This window comes from Aeromonas sp. R4-2 (assembly GCF_040908295.1).
Lineage (GTDB): Bacteria > Pseudomonadota > Gammaproteobacteria > Enterobacterales > Aeromonadaceae > Aeromonas > Aeromonas veronii.
The window spans coordinates 302,503-318,261 of the sequence record NZ_JBFODL010000014.1 but is presented as its reverse complement, the minus strand read 5'-3'; the positions used below and the strand labels follow the sequence as shown (position 1 = coordinate 318,261).

The window sequence follows — 15,759 nt, the reverse complement described above, 5'->3', positions numbered from 1 at the left end:
CGTGATTATTCTTGATCCAGCTTCTTCTCAAGCTTGCTTAACCGCTTGTGCATCTCTTCGATACGCATCACCCGGGCGGCGGTCTTGCGCCACTCTTTATTGGTTTGCAGAGGGATGCCGGAAGAGTAGACACCGGGCTCGGTAATGGGTCGCATCACCATGGCCATACCGGTGACGGTGGCCTGGTCGCAGATCTCCATATGCCCGTTAAAGACGGAAGCGCCGCCAATGATACAGTATTTGCCGACCTTGAGACTACCAGCCATCACGGTGGAGCCCGCCACGGCGGTGCCGTAGCCGATCTCCACGTTGTGGGCGATCTGGCACTGGTTGTCGATGATGACGTTGTCAGCGATGCGGGTATCTTCCAGCGCACCGCGATCAATGGTGGTACAGGCACCGATCTCGACCCGGTTGCCAATGGTCACACCGCCGAGCTGGGGGATCTTGATCCACTCGCCACGCTCGTTGGCATAACCGAAACCATCGGCCCCGATCACTGTGCCGGATTGAACCAGACAGTCGGAGCCCATGGTCACATTGTGATAGAGGGTGACGTTGGCCCACAGCCGGGAGCGGGCTCCCAGCCGGGTATTTTTGCCAACAAAACAGCCCGGGCCAATGCGTACATCGTCACCCAGCACGACACCGGATTCGATCACTGCATTGGCGCCGATGGCCACTCTCTCGCCCAGTTGCACGTCAGCCGCGATAACGGCACTCGGATGAATATCCGTGGCCGGCTGCGGGGTGGTGTCCAGCAGTTGGGCTACCCGGGCAAAGCCCACATAGGGGTCTTTGAGCACCAAGGCATTGGTGGGACAAAATGGCAGATCCGCTTCTGTAATGAGCACGGCGGTCGCCTTGCTCTGCTCCAGATAGTGCCGGTACTTCTTGTTGGACAGGAAGGTGATATCCCCCTCCCCGGCCTTTTCCAGTGTCGCTACCTTGCGGATTTCCAGGGTTCCGTCGCCATGGACCTGGGCCCCCAGTTGCTGGGCCAGCTGTGCGAGAGTGAATGCCATCAATTAGTTGCTCTTGCTTACCTGAGAAATAACCTGGCCGGAGATGTCCAGCTTGCTGGCGGCATACGGGGCGGCATTGCGCTCCAGCACCAGATCGTAACCATTGCTCTTGGCGATGGAATCGATGGCTGCCTGCACCTTGGTCAGGATCTTGTTGCGCTCTTCGGACTGACGGCGGCCGTTGTCCTGCTCAAAGGCTTGACGCTTCTGGTTGAACTCCATCTGCAGCTTGGCCAGCTTCTCCTGATTCTGCTTCTTCTGCTCGGCGCTCATAAAGGCTTCATCCTTGCGGAACTTTTCGACCAGCTTCTGGCCTTCCTGTTCCAGCTTCTGCAGCTCACGCATGCGCGGCTCGAATTCACCTTTCAGCTTGGCTGCAACGGCTTCACGCTGGGGCAGCTTTTGGAAGACTTCGCCCATATCAACCACGGCGATCTTGGTCTCAGCGAAGGCAGAACCCATGCCGGCAGCCATCAGTGCAAAGCTCAAACCAGCTACTTTCAACGCTTTATTCACACTTACTCCTTGTTCCCTCATGGCGAGGGCTACCTGATTTACCCGATTATGCAAGCGGCGTTAGGACCGTCTTGTTACCTGGTGAGGCACGCATACCGCGCGTCCCATCATTGAAGACCCCCACCGCATGGGTGGGGGCGAAACTCTGCTTAGAAAGTACGACCGATGTTGAAGGAGAAGAACTCGGTGCGATCCCCTTCGTATTTCTTGATCGGCTTGGCCAAGGCGAACACCAGCGGGCCCATCGGCGAGAGCCACTGCAGGGAGACACCGGCAGAGACCCGGATATTGCCCGGGCTGGAGTAGTCCTGGCTCAGATAGTTGCAATCAGAACCGGCGGCGCAAGGATATGCTCCGTTGGCAAAATCAGTGCTCCAGACGGTACCTGCATCCATAAAGACGGTGGAACGGATCTGCGGACGATAGGTCTCGGAGACGAACGGGGTCGGGAAGACCAGCTCCAGTGTTGCAACGGCCAGAGCGTTACCGCCCACCGAGGTGTCGGAACCTTCATAACTGCCGGTCTCACAAGGTTGACTGCCAGTACAAGTGCCAACCCCCGGTTTGTTGTAGGTCTTGTAAATCGCCTTGGGACCAATGGTGTTGCTCTTGAAGCCACGTACCGTATCGAAACCACCGGCATAGTAGTTCTCGAAGAACGGCAGCATGGGGTCATCGCCATAGCCGTTACCGTAGGAGACGCGCCCCTTGCCAATCATCACCCAGTTATGATCCGCATCGAGCGGGAAGTAATGGGCATCTTCAGCGGAGAGCTTGTAGTACTGCAGTTCCATGCCCGGTACAGTCACCTTGGCGTTGACACGCTGGCGGTCACCGGCGGTCGGGAACATCCCCTTGTTCAGGGTGGAGCGGGTCCAGCCAGCAGTGACATCGACGGTCACAAAGTCGAGGTTGGAACCATCCTGTGAATAGAGATTCCAGAACTGATCCATCTGCACCGACTGGCGGTTATCGTTCCACTGATCCCAGCAATAGGTATTGCCGTCAGTATCCGGATTGTCCTTTAGACATTCCTGATAGTTCTGGCTATTGAATGAGGGACGACTCAGCTTGGTGCTCTCGATACCGGTACTGAAGTCGAGACGGTTGAACTCGTTGACCGGGAAGCCGCTGGAGAGACGGAAACCGATGGTTTCGTTCTCGTAATCGACGATATCGGCATCATCGGCGCGGAACTGGTTGTAGTAGACCCGACCACCCAAGCTGACACCATCTACGGTGAAGTAGGGGTCGTTGTAGCTCAGGTCAACGTTCTTGGAGTAGTCGTTGGTGCTGGCGTTGATGGAGACCGTTTTACCGGTACCCATAAAGTTATTCTGAGAGATCCCCGCCTGCAGGCTCAGACCCGATTCGGTACCATAACCGATACCGGCGTTGATGGAGCCGGCTGGCTGCTCCTTGACCTTGAAGTCGAGGTCAACCAGATCATCGTTGCCCGGCACCCGCTTGGTGTCCACTTCGACGCTCTCGAAATAACCAAGACGGTTGAGACGGCTCTTGGACTGCTCGATGTTGTCGGAGGAGAGCCAGGTACCCTCCATCTGGCGCATCTCGCGACGCAGCACCTGATCTTCGGTGGTGGCGTTACCGCTGAAGTTGATGTTGCGCACATAGACACGGGGGCCAGGCTCAACGTTGACGATCAGCTCCACTTCTTTGGTCTTGTCATTGACCTGCGGGAAGGTGACCACTTTCGGATAGGCGTAGCCGTAACGGCCGAGGAACTTGGAGAGCACCTCTTCGGTATGAGTCACCTGACTGGCGGAGTAGGTGCTGCCGGCAGCGATCGGGATCAACCCCTTCATCTCGCCACCGCGGTCGATCAGGTCACCCTTGAGCTGGACACCGGAGACCTTGTACTGATCCCCTTCCTTGATGTTGAGGGTGACGTAGACGCCCTTCTTGTCGGGAGTCATGGAGACCTGGGTAGACTCCTGCTGGAAGCGGATATAGCCGCGGTCCATGTAGTAGGAGCGCAGGGTCTCGATATCACCGGCCAGTTTCTGCTTCTGATAGCGCTGGTCGGCGGTAAAGTTCCACCAGGGCACTTCGTCGCGCAGGGAGAGCTGGGCAATCAGCTTCTCTTCAGGGAAGACGCTGTTGCCGACGATGTTGATCTGCTGGATCTTGGCCGCTTCCCCTTCCACGAAGGTGAACTTGAGGTCGACCCGGTTGCGCGGCAACGGGGTGACGATGGCCTTGACCTTGGCGGAGTATTTACCCACGCCATAGTAGAAATCTTCCAGCCCCTTCTCGAGGGAGGTGAGCACGGTGCGATCCAGCGGATCACCCACACGAATACCTGAGGACTCCAGACTCTGGGTCAGTTGCTCCTCTTTGATATCCTTGTTGCCGGCAAACTCGATGCTGGAGATGGTCGGCCGCTCCTTGACCATCACCTGCAGCACCTGGCCGTCACGGTAAACCTTCACATCCTCGAAGTTACCCGAGGCATAGAGCTTTTTGATGGCGCTGGCCAGAGCCACGGAATCGACGGTATCACCGACCCGGATCGGCAGGTTCAACAGTGCGGCACCCAGGGTCACCCGTTGCAGACCTTCGACCTGGATATCTTGCACCACAAAAGAGGCAGGGGCCGCCTGGGCCAGGAAACTGGCACCCAGCAGGCAACTCAACACCAATGCTTTTTTAACAGCCATTTTGTTCTTATGTGTCCTTGTTGATGCTCTGGCCTCAGAGGCGAGCGAAATCGTTAAACAGCGCAATGCCCATCAATAACATCAGAATGGCGGCGCCGATCCTGAAACCCACTTCCTGTATTTTCTCTGATACCGGCTTGCCGGTGACCGCTTCGATCAGGAAATAGACCAGATGGCCACCATCGAGCACCGGCAGGGGGAACAGATTGATAATTCCCAGGTTGACGCTGATCAGCGCCAGAAAACTCAAGAAATAGACCAGACCATAGTCGGCACTGCTGCCGGCGCCCTTGGCAATGGATATGGGGCCGCTCAGGTTGTCCAGCGACACGATGCCACCGATCAACTTGCCAATCATGTCAAAGGTGAGCGTGATCAGGCTCCAGGTCTTGTCCGCGCCATGCCACAGCGCCTGCAAAGGCCCATACTGTAACAGAATTCGATATTCATCCGGTAATGGAACCAGTTGCGGCGAGAGACCGACGAATCCTACCAGCTTGCCCTGCACCTTGCGGCTATCAGGGGTCAGGGTCACGTTGAGATCACTGTTGTTGCGCTCAACCACCACTTGCAGGGGTTCGCCCGGAGCCTGCTGCACCAGCTCGACAAACTGGGCCCACGCGGTAATAGGCTGATCGCCGACCTGTTTGATACGGTCACCAACCTGCAGCCCCGCCCTTTCACTGGCACTCTTGGCCACCACGGCAGCCACGACTGGCAGCACTTTGCCACTCAGGGGGACGATCCCCAAGCTGCCGATGGGCGACTCTTTATCCGGATCGAAGGTCCAGCCGGTCAGCGACAAGGTTTTATCGGTGGCATAGCTGGTATTGGGTGCCTGCACCTTGAGAGTCACTGCATCATCACCCAGATGACTGATAAGAGCGTAGGTGACGCTCTCCCAGTCACCGGTCTGCTCATCGCCGACCCCGACAATCTCCATCCCCGGCAGCACACCCGCCTCGGCAACGATGGATGCCGGACGCACTTCACCGATCACCGGCTTGACGCTCGGCACCCCGATGATAAACATCAGCCAGAGGGCAAACAGGGCAAAGACGAAGTTGGCCATAGGACCTGCGGCGACAATCGCCATCCGCGCCCAGACACTCTTGTGGTTGAAGGCATACTGCTCGTCACCGGGCTTGAGTTCATCGACCCGGCCATCGAGCATCTTGACGTAACCACCGAGCGGGATCAGCGCCAGCACATATTCGGTGCCATCTTTACCCATCCGGCGCCAGATCGCCTTGCCAAAACCGATAGAGAAGCGCTCAACCTTGACGCCACAACGACGGGCCACCCAGAAGTGACCAAACTCGTGCACCGCGACCAGCAGGCCCAGCGCAACAACAAAGGCACCGATATTCCACAACACACCGCCCATCAGCCAAGCTCCTCAATCAAAGTGTGAGCACGGGCTCTTGCCGCACCGTCCAGGGCAAACAGATCATCGAGCGAGCCGATGGCGCTGCTCTCCAGCGCCAGCATCACTGCCTCGTTGATCCGGGCAATATCCATAAAACCGATGCGCCCGGCCAGGAAGGCGGCAACCGCCTCCTCGTTGGCTGCATTAAGCGCAGTGGTCGCCGCTTGTCCCTTCTGGCAGGCATTGATGGCCAGCGCCAGACAGGGGTAGCGATCATAATCAGGCCGGATAAAGCTGAACTCTCCGACACTGAAGAAATCCAAAGGTTCCACACTGGAGGGGATGCGATTGGGATAAGCCAGCGCATGGGCGATGGGGGTACACATATCCGGATTGCCAAGCTGAGCCAGCACGGAGCCATCCTTGTACTGCACCATGGAGTGGATCACCGACTGCGGGTGGATCACCACCTGGATCTGCTCGGGCGCAGCATTGAACAGCCAGCGCGCCTCGATGTACTCCAGCCCCTTGTTGATCATGGTGGCGGAGTCGACCGAAATCTTGGCCCCCATCGACCAGTTGGGATGGGCGATGGCCTGCGCCGGTGTCACCTTGGGCAGCTCGCCGATCTCGGTGTAACGGAACGGGCCGCCGGAACCGGTCAGCAAAATCTTGCTGATCCCCGCCGCCGCCAGATCGCAAAAACCGGGCTGGCGCTGCACGGCAGTCGGCAGACACTGGAAGATTGCGTTGTGTTCGCTGTCGATGGGCAGCAGCTCGGCGCCATGCTCGCGCACCGCCTCCATGAAGAAAGCACCGGACATCACCAGCGCCTCCTTGTTGGCCAGCAAAATTCGCTTGCCGGCACGTACCGCGGCCATGGTCGGGGCCAGTCCGGCCGCACCGACAATGGCGGCCATCACGCTATGGGCGTCCGGGTGAGCGGCAACCTCGCAGAGGGCTGCTGCACCAGACATGACCCGGGTCGCACTGCCGTGCGCTTTCAGACGGGCAGCGAGTTCACGGGCGGCATCCTCATCGACCATCACGGCAAAACGGGGGGAGAATTCGAGGCAGTCCCGCAACATGGCATCCACGTTGCGGGCGGCGGTCAACGCCAACACTTGCCAACTGCCCGGGTTATGGCGCAGCACTTTCAAGGTACTCTGACCAATGGAGCCAGAGGCCCCCAGAATAACCAGTGATTTGTGCATCAAAACTCCTGACTGAGTAGCAGATAACTGAGCAGAAACACCGGCAGGGCGGCGGTCAGGCTGTCGATCCGGTCGAGAATGCCGCCATGACCCGGCAACAGGGTGCCGGAGTCCTTGATACCGGCTTCGCGCTTGAACATGCTCTCGGTCAGATCACCGAGTACGGAGGCTAGCACCGCCAGCAGAGAGCAAAACAGCACGGTGATCATCTTGGCAGGAACAAATCCCATCGACCAGGTGACACCGATGGCCAGCAGGCTGGCGGTAAAGAGGCCGCCGCACATTCCTTCGATGGTTTTGCCCGGACTCACAGCCGGTGCCAGCTTGTGCTTACCGAACGCCTTGCCGAAAAAATACGCGCCAGAATCTGCCGCCCAGACCAGTCCCATCACGAACAACAGGATCCAGGCGCCCATCATGGGGTCATGGTAAAAGTTGTAACCACGGATGGCGACCAGCGACCAGAAGAAAGGAACCAGGGTCACCAGACCAAACAGCGACTTGAGCCAGATAGACTCTTTCCACAGCTTGGCGCTTTGGGGATAGCGCAGCACCAGCAGCAGACCCAGCAGCCACCAGCTTACCGCTGTCCAGAGCACGCCCATCACGAGGGGGTGCAGGTGGGGCGTCCAGAGTTGCTCCACCGGCAACCAAAAGAGGCTGGCACCGAGCAACAGACAAAATACGATGGGCAACCATTGCTGCGGAGCAGCAGAGACAAACCCGCTCCATTCGCGACTGGCCAACAAAAACACCAGCGCTGCCAACAGGGCAAAAAATTTCAATGGCAGAAAGAAGAGCGCCCCCAACACCAGGGGGATCAACATCAAAGCAGTAATAATTCGTTGTTTTAGCAAAAGAAACCTCTCTCTTGGGAGCGGGGTTTAGCCGGTCTGCTGCTCGGCGATCAATTCCCGTATCTGTTCACCCGTGCAACCGAAGCGACGCTCGCGGGCAACGAAAGAGGCGACCGCCTCACTGAACTCGGCCTCGTTGAAATCGGGCCACAATACCGGGGTAAAATAGAGCTCGGCATAGGCGAGCTGCCATAACACAAAGTTGCTGATGCGATGATCGCCACCGGTGCGGATCAACAGGTCCACGGGTGGCAGATCGGCCATGCAAACCTCACGGGTCAACATGGATTCATCAATGTCGTCAGCGGCCAGTTCACCGGCCGCCACTGCTTTGGCCAGCTTGCGGGCCGCCTGAGCGATATCCCACTGGCCGCCATAGTTGGCCGCAATGTTCAGGGTCAACCCCTTGTTATTGGCGGTCAAGGCCTCCGCCTTGGCGATTTTGGCCTGCAACCGCTCACTAAAGCGAGCAGTATCGCCAATCACCTTGAGCCGGATCCCGTTGTTGTGCAGTTTCTGCACCTCACGACCCAGCACTGTGATGAACAGTTCCATCAAGGCACTGACCTCCCCTTCCGGGCGGCGCCAGTTCTCACTGGAGAATGCAAACAGGGTCAATGCCTCGATCTTGGCACGCGCAGCAAAGGTAACGGCCTCGCGCACTGACTTGACGCCCGCCTTGTGCCCATAAACCCGCATCTTGCCTCGGTTCTGGGCCCAGCGACCGTTACCATCCATGATGATGGCGACGTGACGGGGTAAAGACGAGTTGGCACAATCACCCAACGCAGCCAAAAGCGACATGTAATTCTCCCACAAAGACAAAAGCGCCGTGCAGGGGCACTACACGGCGCTCGTAATATACCTTTCAGACGGTTAGATTTCCATTAGCTCCTTCTCCTTTACGGCAAGGGCCTCATCGACCAGCTTGATGTAGGAGTCGGTCAGTTTCTGGATCTCTTCCTGGGCGCGACGATCGTCGTCTTCGGAGATCTCTTTGTCCTTCAGCAGCGCTTTCAGATCAGCGTTGGCGTCACGACGGATGTTGCGCACGGCAACACGGGCGTTTTCCGCTTCGGCACGGACGATCTTGGTCAGGTCGCGACGGCGCTCTTCGGTCAGCGGCGGCAGCGGCACGCGCAGGGTCTGGCCATTGCTGGACGGGTTCAGGCCCAGATCGGAGGTCAGGATCGCCTTCTCTACCGCCTGGATCATGGAGCGGTCAAAAATGGAGATGGAGAGGGTGCGAGCATCTTCTGCCACGACGTTGGCCAACTGTTTCAGCGGAGTGGCAGCACCGTAATACTCAACCTGGATGCCGTCGAGCAGGCTCGGGTGAGCGCGGCCGGTACGGATCTTGGACATTTGAGTCTTGAGCGCTTCTACGCTCTTGCCCATACGGTCCTTGGCGTCGTTTTTAATCTCGTTGATCACAGTGGTTTTCCTTTTGGCGAACGAGCCGCTACACGGCCCGTGTCTATCTTATTTACTGAGGTGATGGATAGGATAAGAGCGCCAGGTGGCTCACTTTTATCTTATTTACCAACGTGGTGGATCAGAGTGCCTTCCGGTTCACCCATGACAACCCGGCGCAGGGCACCCGGTTTGTTCATGTTGAACACGCGGATCGGCAGATCATGGTCACGTGCCAGGGTAAAGGCAGCAAGATCCATCACCTTGAGCTCTTTTTCAAGAACTTCATCATAACTCAGTTCATGATACAGCACGGCATCCGGATTCTTGACCGGATCTTCGTTGTATACACCATCAACCTTGGTGGCTTTGAGCACCACGTCAGCTTCGATCTCGATCCCGCGCAGGCAAGCCGCAGAATCGGTAGTAAAGAAGGGGTTGCCGGTACCGGCAGAGAAGATAACGACTTTGCCAGCACGCAGCTGGCTGATTGCCTCGGCCCAGCTGTAGGAGTCACAGACCCCCTGCAGGGAGATGGCAGACATCAGACGGGCATTCACATAAGCACGATGCAGGGCATCACGCATGGCCAGACCGTTCATCACGGTTGCCAGCATACCCATGTGGTCGCCCACCACGCGGTTCATGCCCGCTTTGGCAAGACCGGCACCACGGAACAGGTTGCCGCCACCGATGACCAGACCGACCTGAACACCCAACTCAACCAGTTCTTTGATCTCTTGGGCCATCCGCTCCAGCACCGCGGGATCAATGCCGAAACCCTCGGATCCTTGCAGGGCTTCACCACTCAACTTCAGAAGAACACGTCTGTATGCAGGTTTGGGATTGGTACTCATGTCACTGATTCCTGGTCATATAAAGACCGCGACATAAGTCGCGGTCTGGGGAAACGGAAAAACCGGTTCGATTAGGCCTTTTGAGCGGCCGCGATTTGGGCTGCAACTTCAGCAGCGAAATCGGTCTCTTGCTTCTCGATGCCTTCGCCCACTTCGAAACGGGTGAAGGAAACAACGTCAGCGCCTTCTTTCTTCAGCAGTTCGGCAACGGTCATGGAAGGATCTTTCACGAACGGTTGACCAGTCAGGGAAACCTCACCGGTGAACTTCTTCATGCGGCCTTCAACCATCTTCTCGGCGATCTCTTTCGGCTTACCGGAGTTGATGGCGATGTCGATCTGGATTTCGCGCTCTTTGGCAACGACTTCAGCAGACACGTCTTCAGGCTTGACGAATTGCGGGCTGTTGGCAGCAACGTGCATGGCCAGATCTTTGGCCAGCTCGGCAGAACCACCGGTCAGCTTGGTGATAACACCAATGCGGGAACCGTGAACGTAGGTACCCAGGTTGTCACCTTCAACCAGCATCACGCGACGCAGGTTCATGTTCTCACCGATCTTGGCGATCAGGTTGGTGATGGTCAGCTCGACGGATTCGCCGTTACCGAAGTCAGCGGCTTTCAGCGCGTCAACGTCAGCAATTTTCTGGGTCGCAGCGATGTCAGCGATCTTCTGGCCCATTGCCATGAAGCTGGCATCTTTGGCGACGAAGTCGGTTTCGCTGTTCAGCTCGATCATGACGGCAACGTTGCCTTCGGTGCGAGCAAAGATAACGCCTTCAGCGGCGATACGGCCAGCTTTCTTGGCGGCTTTGGCCTGACCGGATTTGCGCATGTTCTCAATTGCCAGCTCTATATCACCAGCAGCTTCTTCCAGTGCTTTTTTGCAATCCATCATGCCAGCGGCAGTGCGCTCGCGCAGTTCTTTTACCAGGGCGGCAGTAACGTTAGCCATGTCCAGTATCCTCGGTCTTGAATTGACAAGAAACAGGGGCCACAAGGGCCCCTGCTAACCAATTACATCAGCTTGGTTAATAAGGGCTTTACAGTCCTTATCAATTACTCAGCTTCAACGAAGCCATCTTGTTCGGCTTGAACAACGATGTCCTGAGCGCGAGCTTCCAGTACGGTGTCAGCAGCAGCATTCAGGTACAGCTGTACGGCACGGATAGCGTCGTCGTTACCCGGGATGACATAGTCAACGCCGTCCGGGTTGGAGTTGGTATCAACGATGGAAACTACCGGGATACCCAGGTTATTGGCTTCTTTGATAGCGATATGCTCGTGGTCGGCATCGACAACGAACAGAACGTCAGGCAGGCCGCCCATGTTCTTGATACCACCCAGGCTCTTCTCCAGCTTTTCCATTTCGCGAGTACGCATCAGCGCCTCTTTCTTGGTCAGCTTGTCGAAGGTACCGTCTTGGCTCTGGGTTTCCAGATCTTTCAGGCGCTTGATAGACTGACGAACGGTTTTCCAGTTGGTCAGCATACCGCCCAGCCAGCGGTGGTTTACATAGAACTGGTCGCAACGCTCAGCGGCTTCTTTTACGGCTTCAGACGCGGCACGCTTGGTACCAACGAACAGTACCTTGCCTTTCTTGGCAGCTACGGAGCTGATGAAGTTCATGGCATCGTCAAACATCGGAACGGTTTTTTCCAAGTTGATGATGTGAACTTTGCTGCGGGCACCGAAGATGTAGGATTTCATTTTCGGGTTCCAGTAACGAGTCTGGTGACCGAAGTGAACGCCGGCTTGCAGCATGTCGCGCATAGAAACTTTAGCCATTTTATACCTCTGTATTGGGGTTAGGCCTCCACACATCCCATATAACCGACCCGTTAAGGCACCCCGGCATATGTGTCGATGTGTGTGTGTTGTTTAAGTAAGGGTGATGAAATCGAGACGCAAGTTCCCCATTCCGGCGCGCTTTATACCATAACTTTGTTCAGGACACCACCGGCCGACACCCTAAACAGGTGTAAATATGGATCCCGCCAGAGGATGCTGCGACGCCGATTTGACGTTGTGATGACAATCACACTGGAAGTACGCGGGGGTTGCGGATAAAATTTTGCCCTGATTGCAAACGCATCTATTTTTCATTACCTGTCCTGTCTGCCCTCGCAGGCCCAGTGGCAGGCCGCAAGAGAGATCCCATGTCCATTAAAATCAAGACACCGGAAGAGATTGAAAAGATGCGCGTTGCCGGCCAATTGGCCGCCGATGTGCTGGTCATGATTGCGCCCCATGTCAAAGCTGGCGTCACCACTGACGAACTGAACACCCTCTGCCACGACTATATTGTCGACGTACAACAGGCGGTTCCAGCTCCGCTCAACTACCACGGCTTCCCCAAATCCATCTGCACCTCGGTAAACGATGTGATCTGCCACGGTATCCCGAATCACAAGAAGCTGCGCGATGGCGACATCATCAACCTGGATATCACCGTTATCAAGGATGGTTACCACGGTGACACCTCGGCCATGTTCATCGTGGGCGAGACCACCCCGCTGCGCCGCCAGCTCTGCAAAGTTGCGCAAGAGAGCCTCTACGCCGCCATCAAGAAGGTGCGCCCGGGTGCCTGCATCACCGAGATTGGCGCCGTCATCCAGCCCATCGTCGAGAAGGCCGGTTTCTCCGTGGTGCGTGACTACTGCGGTCACGGTATCGGTGCCGAGTTCCACGAAGAGCCGCAGATCCTCCATTACCGCAACAGCGGCAAGCTGGAGCTGAAAGCGGGCATGTGCTTCACCATCGAGCCCATGGTCAACAGCAAGAAGTATCACTGCAAGGTCAATCCGAAGGATGGCTGGACCGTAACCACCAAGGATGGCGGCGACTCCGCCCAGTGGGAGCACACCCTGCTGGTGACCGAGGATGGCTGCGAGGTGCTTACCCTGCGCCCCGATGACACTATCGACCGCTTCATCAAACACAGCTAACATCGAACCCCGGCCCTGAACTTCCAAAGCGCCGGGGTTTTTACTTCTGTTTCAGCTATTTGCCTGCCACTGTGTGTGAGATGCCATGGACGCCAGCCTGCTTTCCCCCCATTTGTTACCCGATGACCAGCTCACTCGCGACAACTGCAAAGAGTACCTGAGCCGCTTTCTCGGCTGGCTGCACGCCCGTTTTGATGCCGGCGACAACATCATCGAGCTGGTCGCCACCCGCTCCGAGTACATGGATCAGTTGCTCTGCCGGTTGTGGCAGAAGTTCGGCTTTGACAAGAGCGATCTGACCCTGATCGCGGTGGGGGGCTATGGCCGCGGCGAGCTGCACCCACACTCCGATATCGACCTGCTGCTCCTCTATGACGGCGACGAGCTGGACGAGGTGTTGGGACTGCGCATCGGCGAGTTCATCACCTTGCTGTGGGATCTCAAGCTTGAGGTGGGTCAGGCGGTGCGCAACGTGGCGGAGTGCCTCGAGCAGGGGCGCGCCGATATTACGGTCGCAACCAACCTCATTGAGGCCCGCTACATCACAGGTCGCCAGGAAGGCTTCCGGCAACTGAAAGAGGCCACCGGCCCCCAGCACTTCTGGCCGAGCGAAGCCTTCTTTCGCGCCAAGCGCCAGGAGCAGGCGGAGCGTCATCAGCAGTTTCTCGGCACCGCCTACAAGCTGGAGCCCGATCTCAAGAGCAATCCGGGTGGTCTGCGGGATATTCAAACCCTCGCCTGGGTCGCCCGCCGCCACTTTGGCGCCACCACCTTGTTCGAGATGACCAGCCACGGCTTTCTCAACCGCGCCGAGTATCGTGAGCTGCTCGACTGCCAGAATTTTCTCTGGAAGGTGCGTTTCGCCCTGCACATGGCCATCAATAAGGGGGATAACCGCCTGCTGTTCGATCGCCAGCGCACCGTGGCCCAGATGTTGGGGTTCGAGGGGGAAGGCAACACTCCGGTCGAGCAGATGATGAAGCGCTTCTACCAGACTGTGCGGCGGGTCTCGGAGCTCAACGAGATGCTGCTGCAGCTGTTTGACGAGGCGATCCTCGGCAACACCGCCATGGATGTGCGCCGCCTCTCCGACGAGTTCCAGCTTCGTGGCCGCCTCATCGATGCGGTGGATGCGGAGCTGTTTAGCCGTGAACCGGCCGCTATCCTGCGCCTCTTCTATCAGATGGCCCAACACCCCGAGATTGCGGGTATCCACTCGGCAACCTTGCGCCAACTGCGCGAGGCGCGCCGCAAACTCAACTGCTGGTTGCAAGACTTACCCGACTGCCGTCGCCTCTTTATGGCGCTGCTGCGCCACCCCAACGGCATCGGCCTGCCGCTCACCCTGATGCACAAGTACGGCATTCTGGCGGCCTATCTGCCCCAGTGGAACCTGATCGTCGGCCAGATGCAGTTCGACATGTTCCACGCCTACACGGTGGATGAGCACACCCATCGGCTACTCAAGAACATTCACCAGTTTCCCAATCCGGCCAGTCGCCAGAGCCACCCGCTCTGCCACGAGGTCTTCACCCGGCTGCGCAAACCGGAGCTGCTCAGCATCGCCGCCCTGTTCCACGACATCGCCAAGGGACGGCGCGGCGATCACTCGGAACTCGGCGCCGTCGATGCGCTGGAGTTCTGCCAGCTGCACGGTCTGGATCGCTACGAGAGCAGACTGGTCGCCTGGCTGGTGCGCCACCATCTGCTGATGTCGGTCACCGCCCAGCGCCGCGATATCTACGATCCCGACGTGGTCACCGACTTTGCCCAGAAGGTGCGCGACGAGCAGCATCTCGACCTGCTCTACTGCCTTACCGTGGCCGATATCTGCGCCACCAATGACACCCTGTGGAACGACTGGAAGGGCACCCTGCTGCGGGAGCTCTACTTCGCCACCCAGAAGGCGCTGCGCCAGGGGTTGGAGAACCCGCCCGACATGCGGCTGCGCATTCGCGAAAACCAGCGTCAGGCCAAGCAACTGCTGGCGCAACGGGATGTATCGGAAGAGGCAATCAATCAGCTCTGGGCCGATTTCAAGGCCGACTACTTCCTGCGTCACAGCCCGGAGCAGATCGCCTGGCACTGCCGCCACATCATCGAGCATGGCGACAATCCGGCACCGCTGGTGATCATCGGCAAACACCCGACCCGCGGCGGCAGCGAGGTATTTATCTACTGCCGCGATACCCCGAATCTGTTTGCCACCGTCGCCTCGGCACTGGATCAGAAGAACCTCAACATCCACGACGCCCAGATCATGAACTCGCGCAGTAACTATGTGCTCGATACCTTCGTGGTGCTGGAGCCGAGCGGCGAGCCCATCAGCCCCAACCGTACCGCCACAATCAAGAAAGCGCTGGAGAAGGCGCTGCAGGAGCCTGGCAAGCTGGTGCTGCGCAACAAGCCGCTGTCGCGGCGCCACCGCCAGTTCAGCGTGCCGACCCGGGTGGTCTTCCTGCCCCGCTCTTCGCCCACTAAAGGGGAGAGCCGTCACACCCTGATGGAGCTGACCGCCCTCGATACCCCCGGCCTGCTGGCCCGGATCGGCGCCGTTTTCCAGCAGTGCGGCCTGTCGCTGCACGCCGCCAAAATCGCCACCTTCGGCGAGCGGGTCGAGGACTTTTTCAGCCTGACCAGCCTCGATGGCGAGCCATTGACCGCCGAGCAGCAAAAACAGCTGGAAGAGCGACTGGTACACCAACTCAATCCCCAACAGTCGGTACTGGATTAAGCGAAGAGTGATTCGAAAGAGGCTGGTTGTCGGGCGTTTTTTGCCATACCAAACAACTGGTTGGCGCACACCTGATGAAGAAATGGCCGCTGGCCGGAAGAATTCCGGTCAACCCCTTAAAAACAGTCGGAAAAGTGTGATACAACA

The 15,759-nt window shown here is 57.8% G+C and carries 13 protein-coding genes; 2 read left to right on the top strand and 11 right to left on the bottom strand.

Features of this window, described 5'->3' with window-relative positions:
* Window positions 1-5 precede the first annotated feature (5 nt).
* From lpxD to rpsB, 11 genes are all read right to left on the bottom strand, one after another.
* Window positions 6-1,025, bottom strand: coding sequence for a UDP-3-O-(3-hydroxymyristoyl)glucosamine N-acyltransferase (lpxD, locus tag AB5Y99_RS12015; protein WP_041201824.1), 1,020 nt, complete (start codon window positions 1,023-1,025; stop codon window positions 6-8).
* A 3-nt stretch (window positions 1,026-1,028) separates the two neighbouring features.
* Window positions 1,029-1,541, bottom strand: a complete 513-nt coding sequence (locus AB5Y99_RS12010) for an OmpH family outer membrane protein (RefSeq protein WP_005338563.1) — start codon at window positions 1,539-1,541, stop codon at window positions 1,029-1,031.
* A 149-nt stretch (window positions 1,542-1,690) separates the two neighbouring features.
* On the bottom strand, window positions 1,691-4,222 hold the full coding sequence (gene bamA / locus AB5Y99_RS12005) for an outer membrane protein assembly factor BamA (protein WP_120414972.1): 2,532 nt from the start codon (window positions 4,220-4,222) through the stop codon (window positions 1,691-1,693).
* A 34-nt stretch (window positions 4,223-4,256) separates the two neighbouring features.
* Window positions 4,257-5,609 (bottom strand): sigma E protease regulator RseP, encoded by a 1,353-nt coding sequence (gene rseP, locus AB5Y99_RS12000; RefSeq protein WP_323890817.1) that lies wholly within the window; start codon window positions 5,607-5,609, stop codon window positions 4,257-4,259.
* Window positions 5,609-6,805, bottom strand: coding sequence for a 1-deoxy-D-xylulose-5-phosphate reductoisomerase (gene ispC, locus AB5Y99_RS11995; RefSeq protein WP_323890815.1), 1,197 nt, complete (start codon window positions 6,803-6,805; stop codon window positions 5,609-5,611). The genes rseP and ispC overlap by 1 nt, the downstream gene beginning before the upstream one ends.
* Window positions 6,805-7,662 (bottom strand): phosphatidate cytidylyltransferase, encoded by an 858-nt coding sequence (locus AB5Y99_RS11990; RefSeq protein WP_026034918.1) that lies wholly within the window; start codon window positions 7,660-7,662, stop codon window positions 6,805-6,807. The genes ispC and AB5Y99_RS11990 overlap by 1 nt, the downstream gene beginning before the upstream one ends.
* A 27-nt stretch (window positions 7,663-7,689) precedes the next feature.
* Window positions 7,690-8,466 (bottom strand): polyprenyl diphosphate synthase, encoded by a 777-nt coding sequence (gene uppS, locus AB5Y99_RS11985; RefSeq protein WP_005338574.1) that lies wholly within the window; start codon window positions 8,464-8,466, stop codon window positions 7,690-7,692.
* Between the two features lie 72 nt (window positions 8,467-8,538).
* Window positions 8,539-9,096: a ribosome recycling factor gene (gene frr / locus AB5Y99_RS11980; protein WP_005338576.1), complete on the bottom strand. Its 558-nt coding sequence runs from the start codon at window positions 9,094-9,096 to the stop codon at window positions 8,539-8,541.
* Between the two features lie 101 nt (window positions 9,097-9,197).
* Window positions 9,198-9,932 carry a UMP kinase gene (pyrH, locus tag AB5Y99_RS11975; RefSeq protein WP_005338577.1) on the bottom strand — a complete coding sequence of 245 codons (735 nt, stop codon included), beginning with the start codon at window positions 9,930-9,932 and terminating at the stop codon, window positions 9,198-9,200.
* 71 nt (window positions 9,933-10,003) lie between these two features.
* Complete coding sequence (gene tsf / locus AB5Y99_RS11970) at window positions 10,004-10,885, bottom strand: translation elongation factor Ts (protein WP_005338578.1); 882 nt, start codon at window positions 10,883-10,885, stop codon at window positions 10,004-10,006.
* A 104-nt stretch (window positions 10,886-10,989) separates the two neighbouring features.
* Entirely contained in the window at window positions 10,990-11,718 is a 729-nt protein-coding gene (rpsB, locus tag AB5Y99_RS11965; protein ID WP_005303470.1) for a 30S ribosomal protein S2, read from the bottom strand.
* Between the two features lie 371 nt (window positions 11,719-12,089).
* On the opposite strand from rpsB, the gene map reads away from it, so the two are divergent.
* Both map and glnD read left to right on the top strand, forming a co-directional pair.
* The gene (map, locus tag AB5Y99_RS11960; protein WP_005338579.1) at window positions 12,090-12,878 is read left to right on the top strand and encodes a type I methionyl aminopeptidase; all 789 of its coding nucleotides are present in this window, start codon (window positions 12,090-12,092) and stop codon (window positions 12,876-12,878) included.
* Between the two features lie 85 nt (window positions 12,879-12,963).
* Window positions 12,964-15,612 (top strand): bifunctional uridylyltransferase/uridylyl-removing protein GlnD, encoded by a 2,649-nt coding sequence (gene glnD / locus AB5Y99_RS11955; RefSeq protein WP_368209774.1) that lies wholly within the window; start codon window positions 12,964-12,966, stop codon window positions 15,610-15,612.
* The last annotated feature ends 147 nt before the right edge of the window (window positions 15,613-15,759 follow it).

Coding starts and splice junctions, on each gene's coding strand:
- lpxD (WP_041201824.1), bottom strand. CDS start 1,025: ATGGCATTCACTCTCGCACAGCTGGCCCAGCAACTGGGGGCCCAGGTC.
- bamA (WP_120414972.1), bottom strand. CDS start 4,222: ATGGCTGTTAAAAAAGCATTGGTGTTGAGTTGCCTGCTGGGTGCCAGT.
- rseP (WP_323890817.1), bottom strand. CDS start 5,609: ATGGGCGGTGTGTTGTGGAATATCGGTGCCTTTGTTGTTGCGCTGGGC.
- ispC (WP_323890815.1), bottom strand. CDS start 6,805: ATGCACAAATCACTGGTTATTCTGGGGGCCTCTGGCTCCATTGGTCAG.
- uppS (WP_005338574.1), bottom strand. CDS start 8,466: ATGTCGCTTTTGGCTGCGTTGGGTGATTGTGCCAACTCGTCTTTACCC.
- pyrH (WP_005338577.1), bottom strand. CDS start 9,932: ATGAGTACCAATCCCAAACCTGCATACAGACGTGTTCTTCTGAAGTTG.
- tsf (WP_005338578.1), bottom strand. CDS start 10,885: ATGGCTAACGTTACTGCCGCCCTGGTAAAAGAACTGCGCGAGCGCACT.
- rpsB (WP_005303470.1), bottom strand. CDS start 11,718: ATGGCTAAAGTTTCTATGCGCGACATGCTGCAAGCCGGCGTTCACTTC.
- map (WP_005338579.1), top strand. CDS start 12,090: ATGTCCATTAAAATCAAGACACCGGAAGAGATTGAAAAGATGCGCGTT.
- glnD (WP_368209774.1), top strand. CDS start 12,964: ATGGACGCCAGCCTGCTTTCCCCCCATTTGTTACCCGATGACCAGCTC.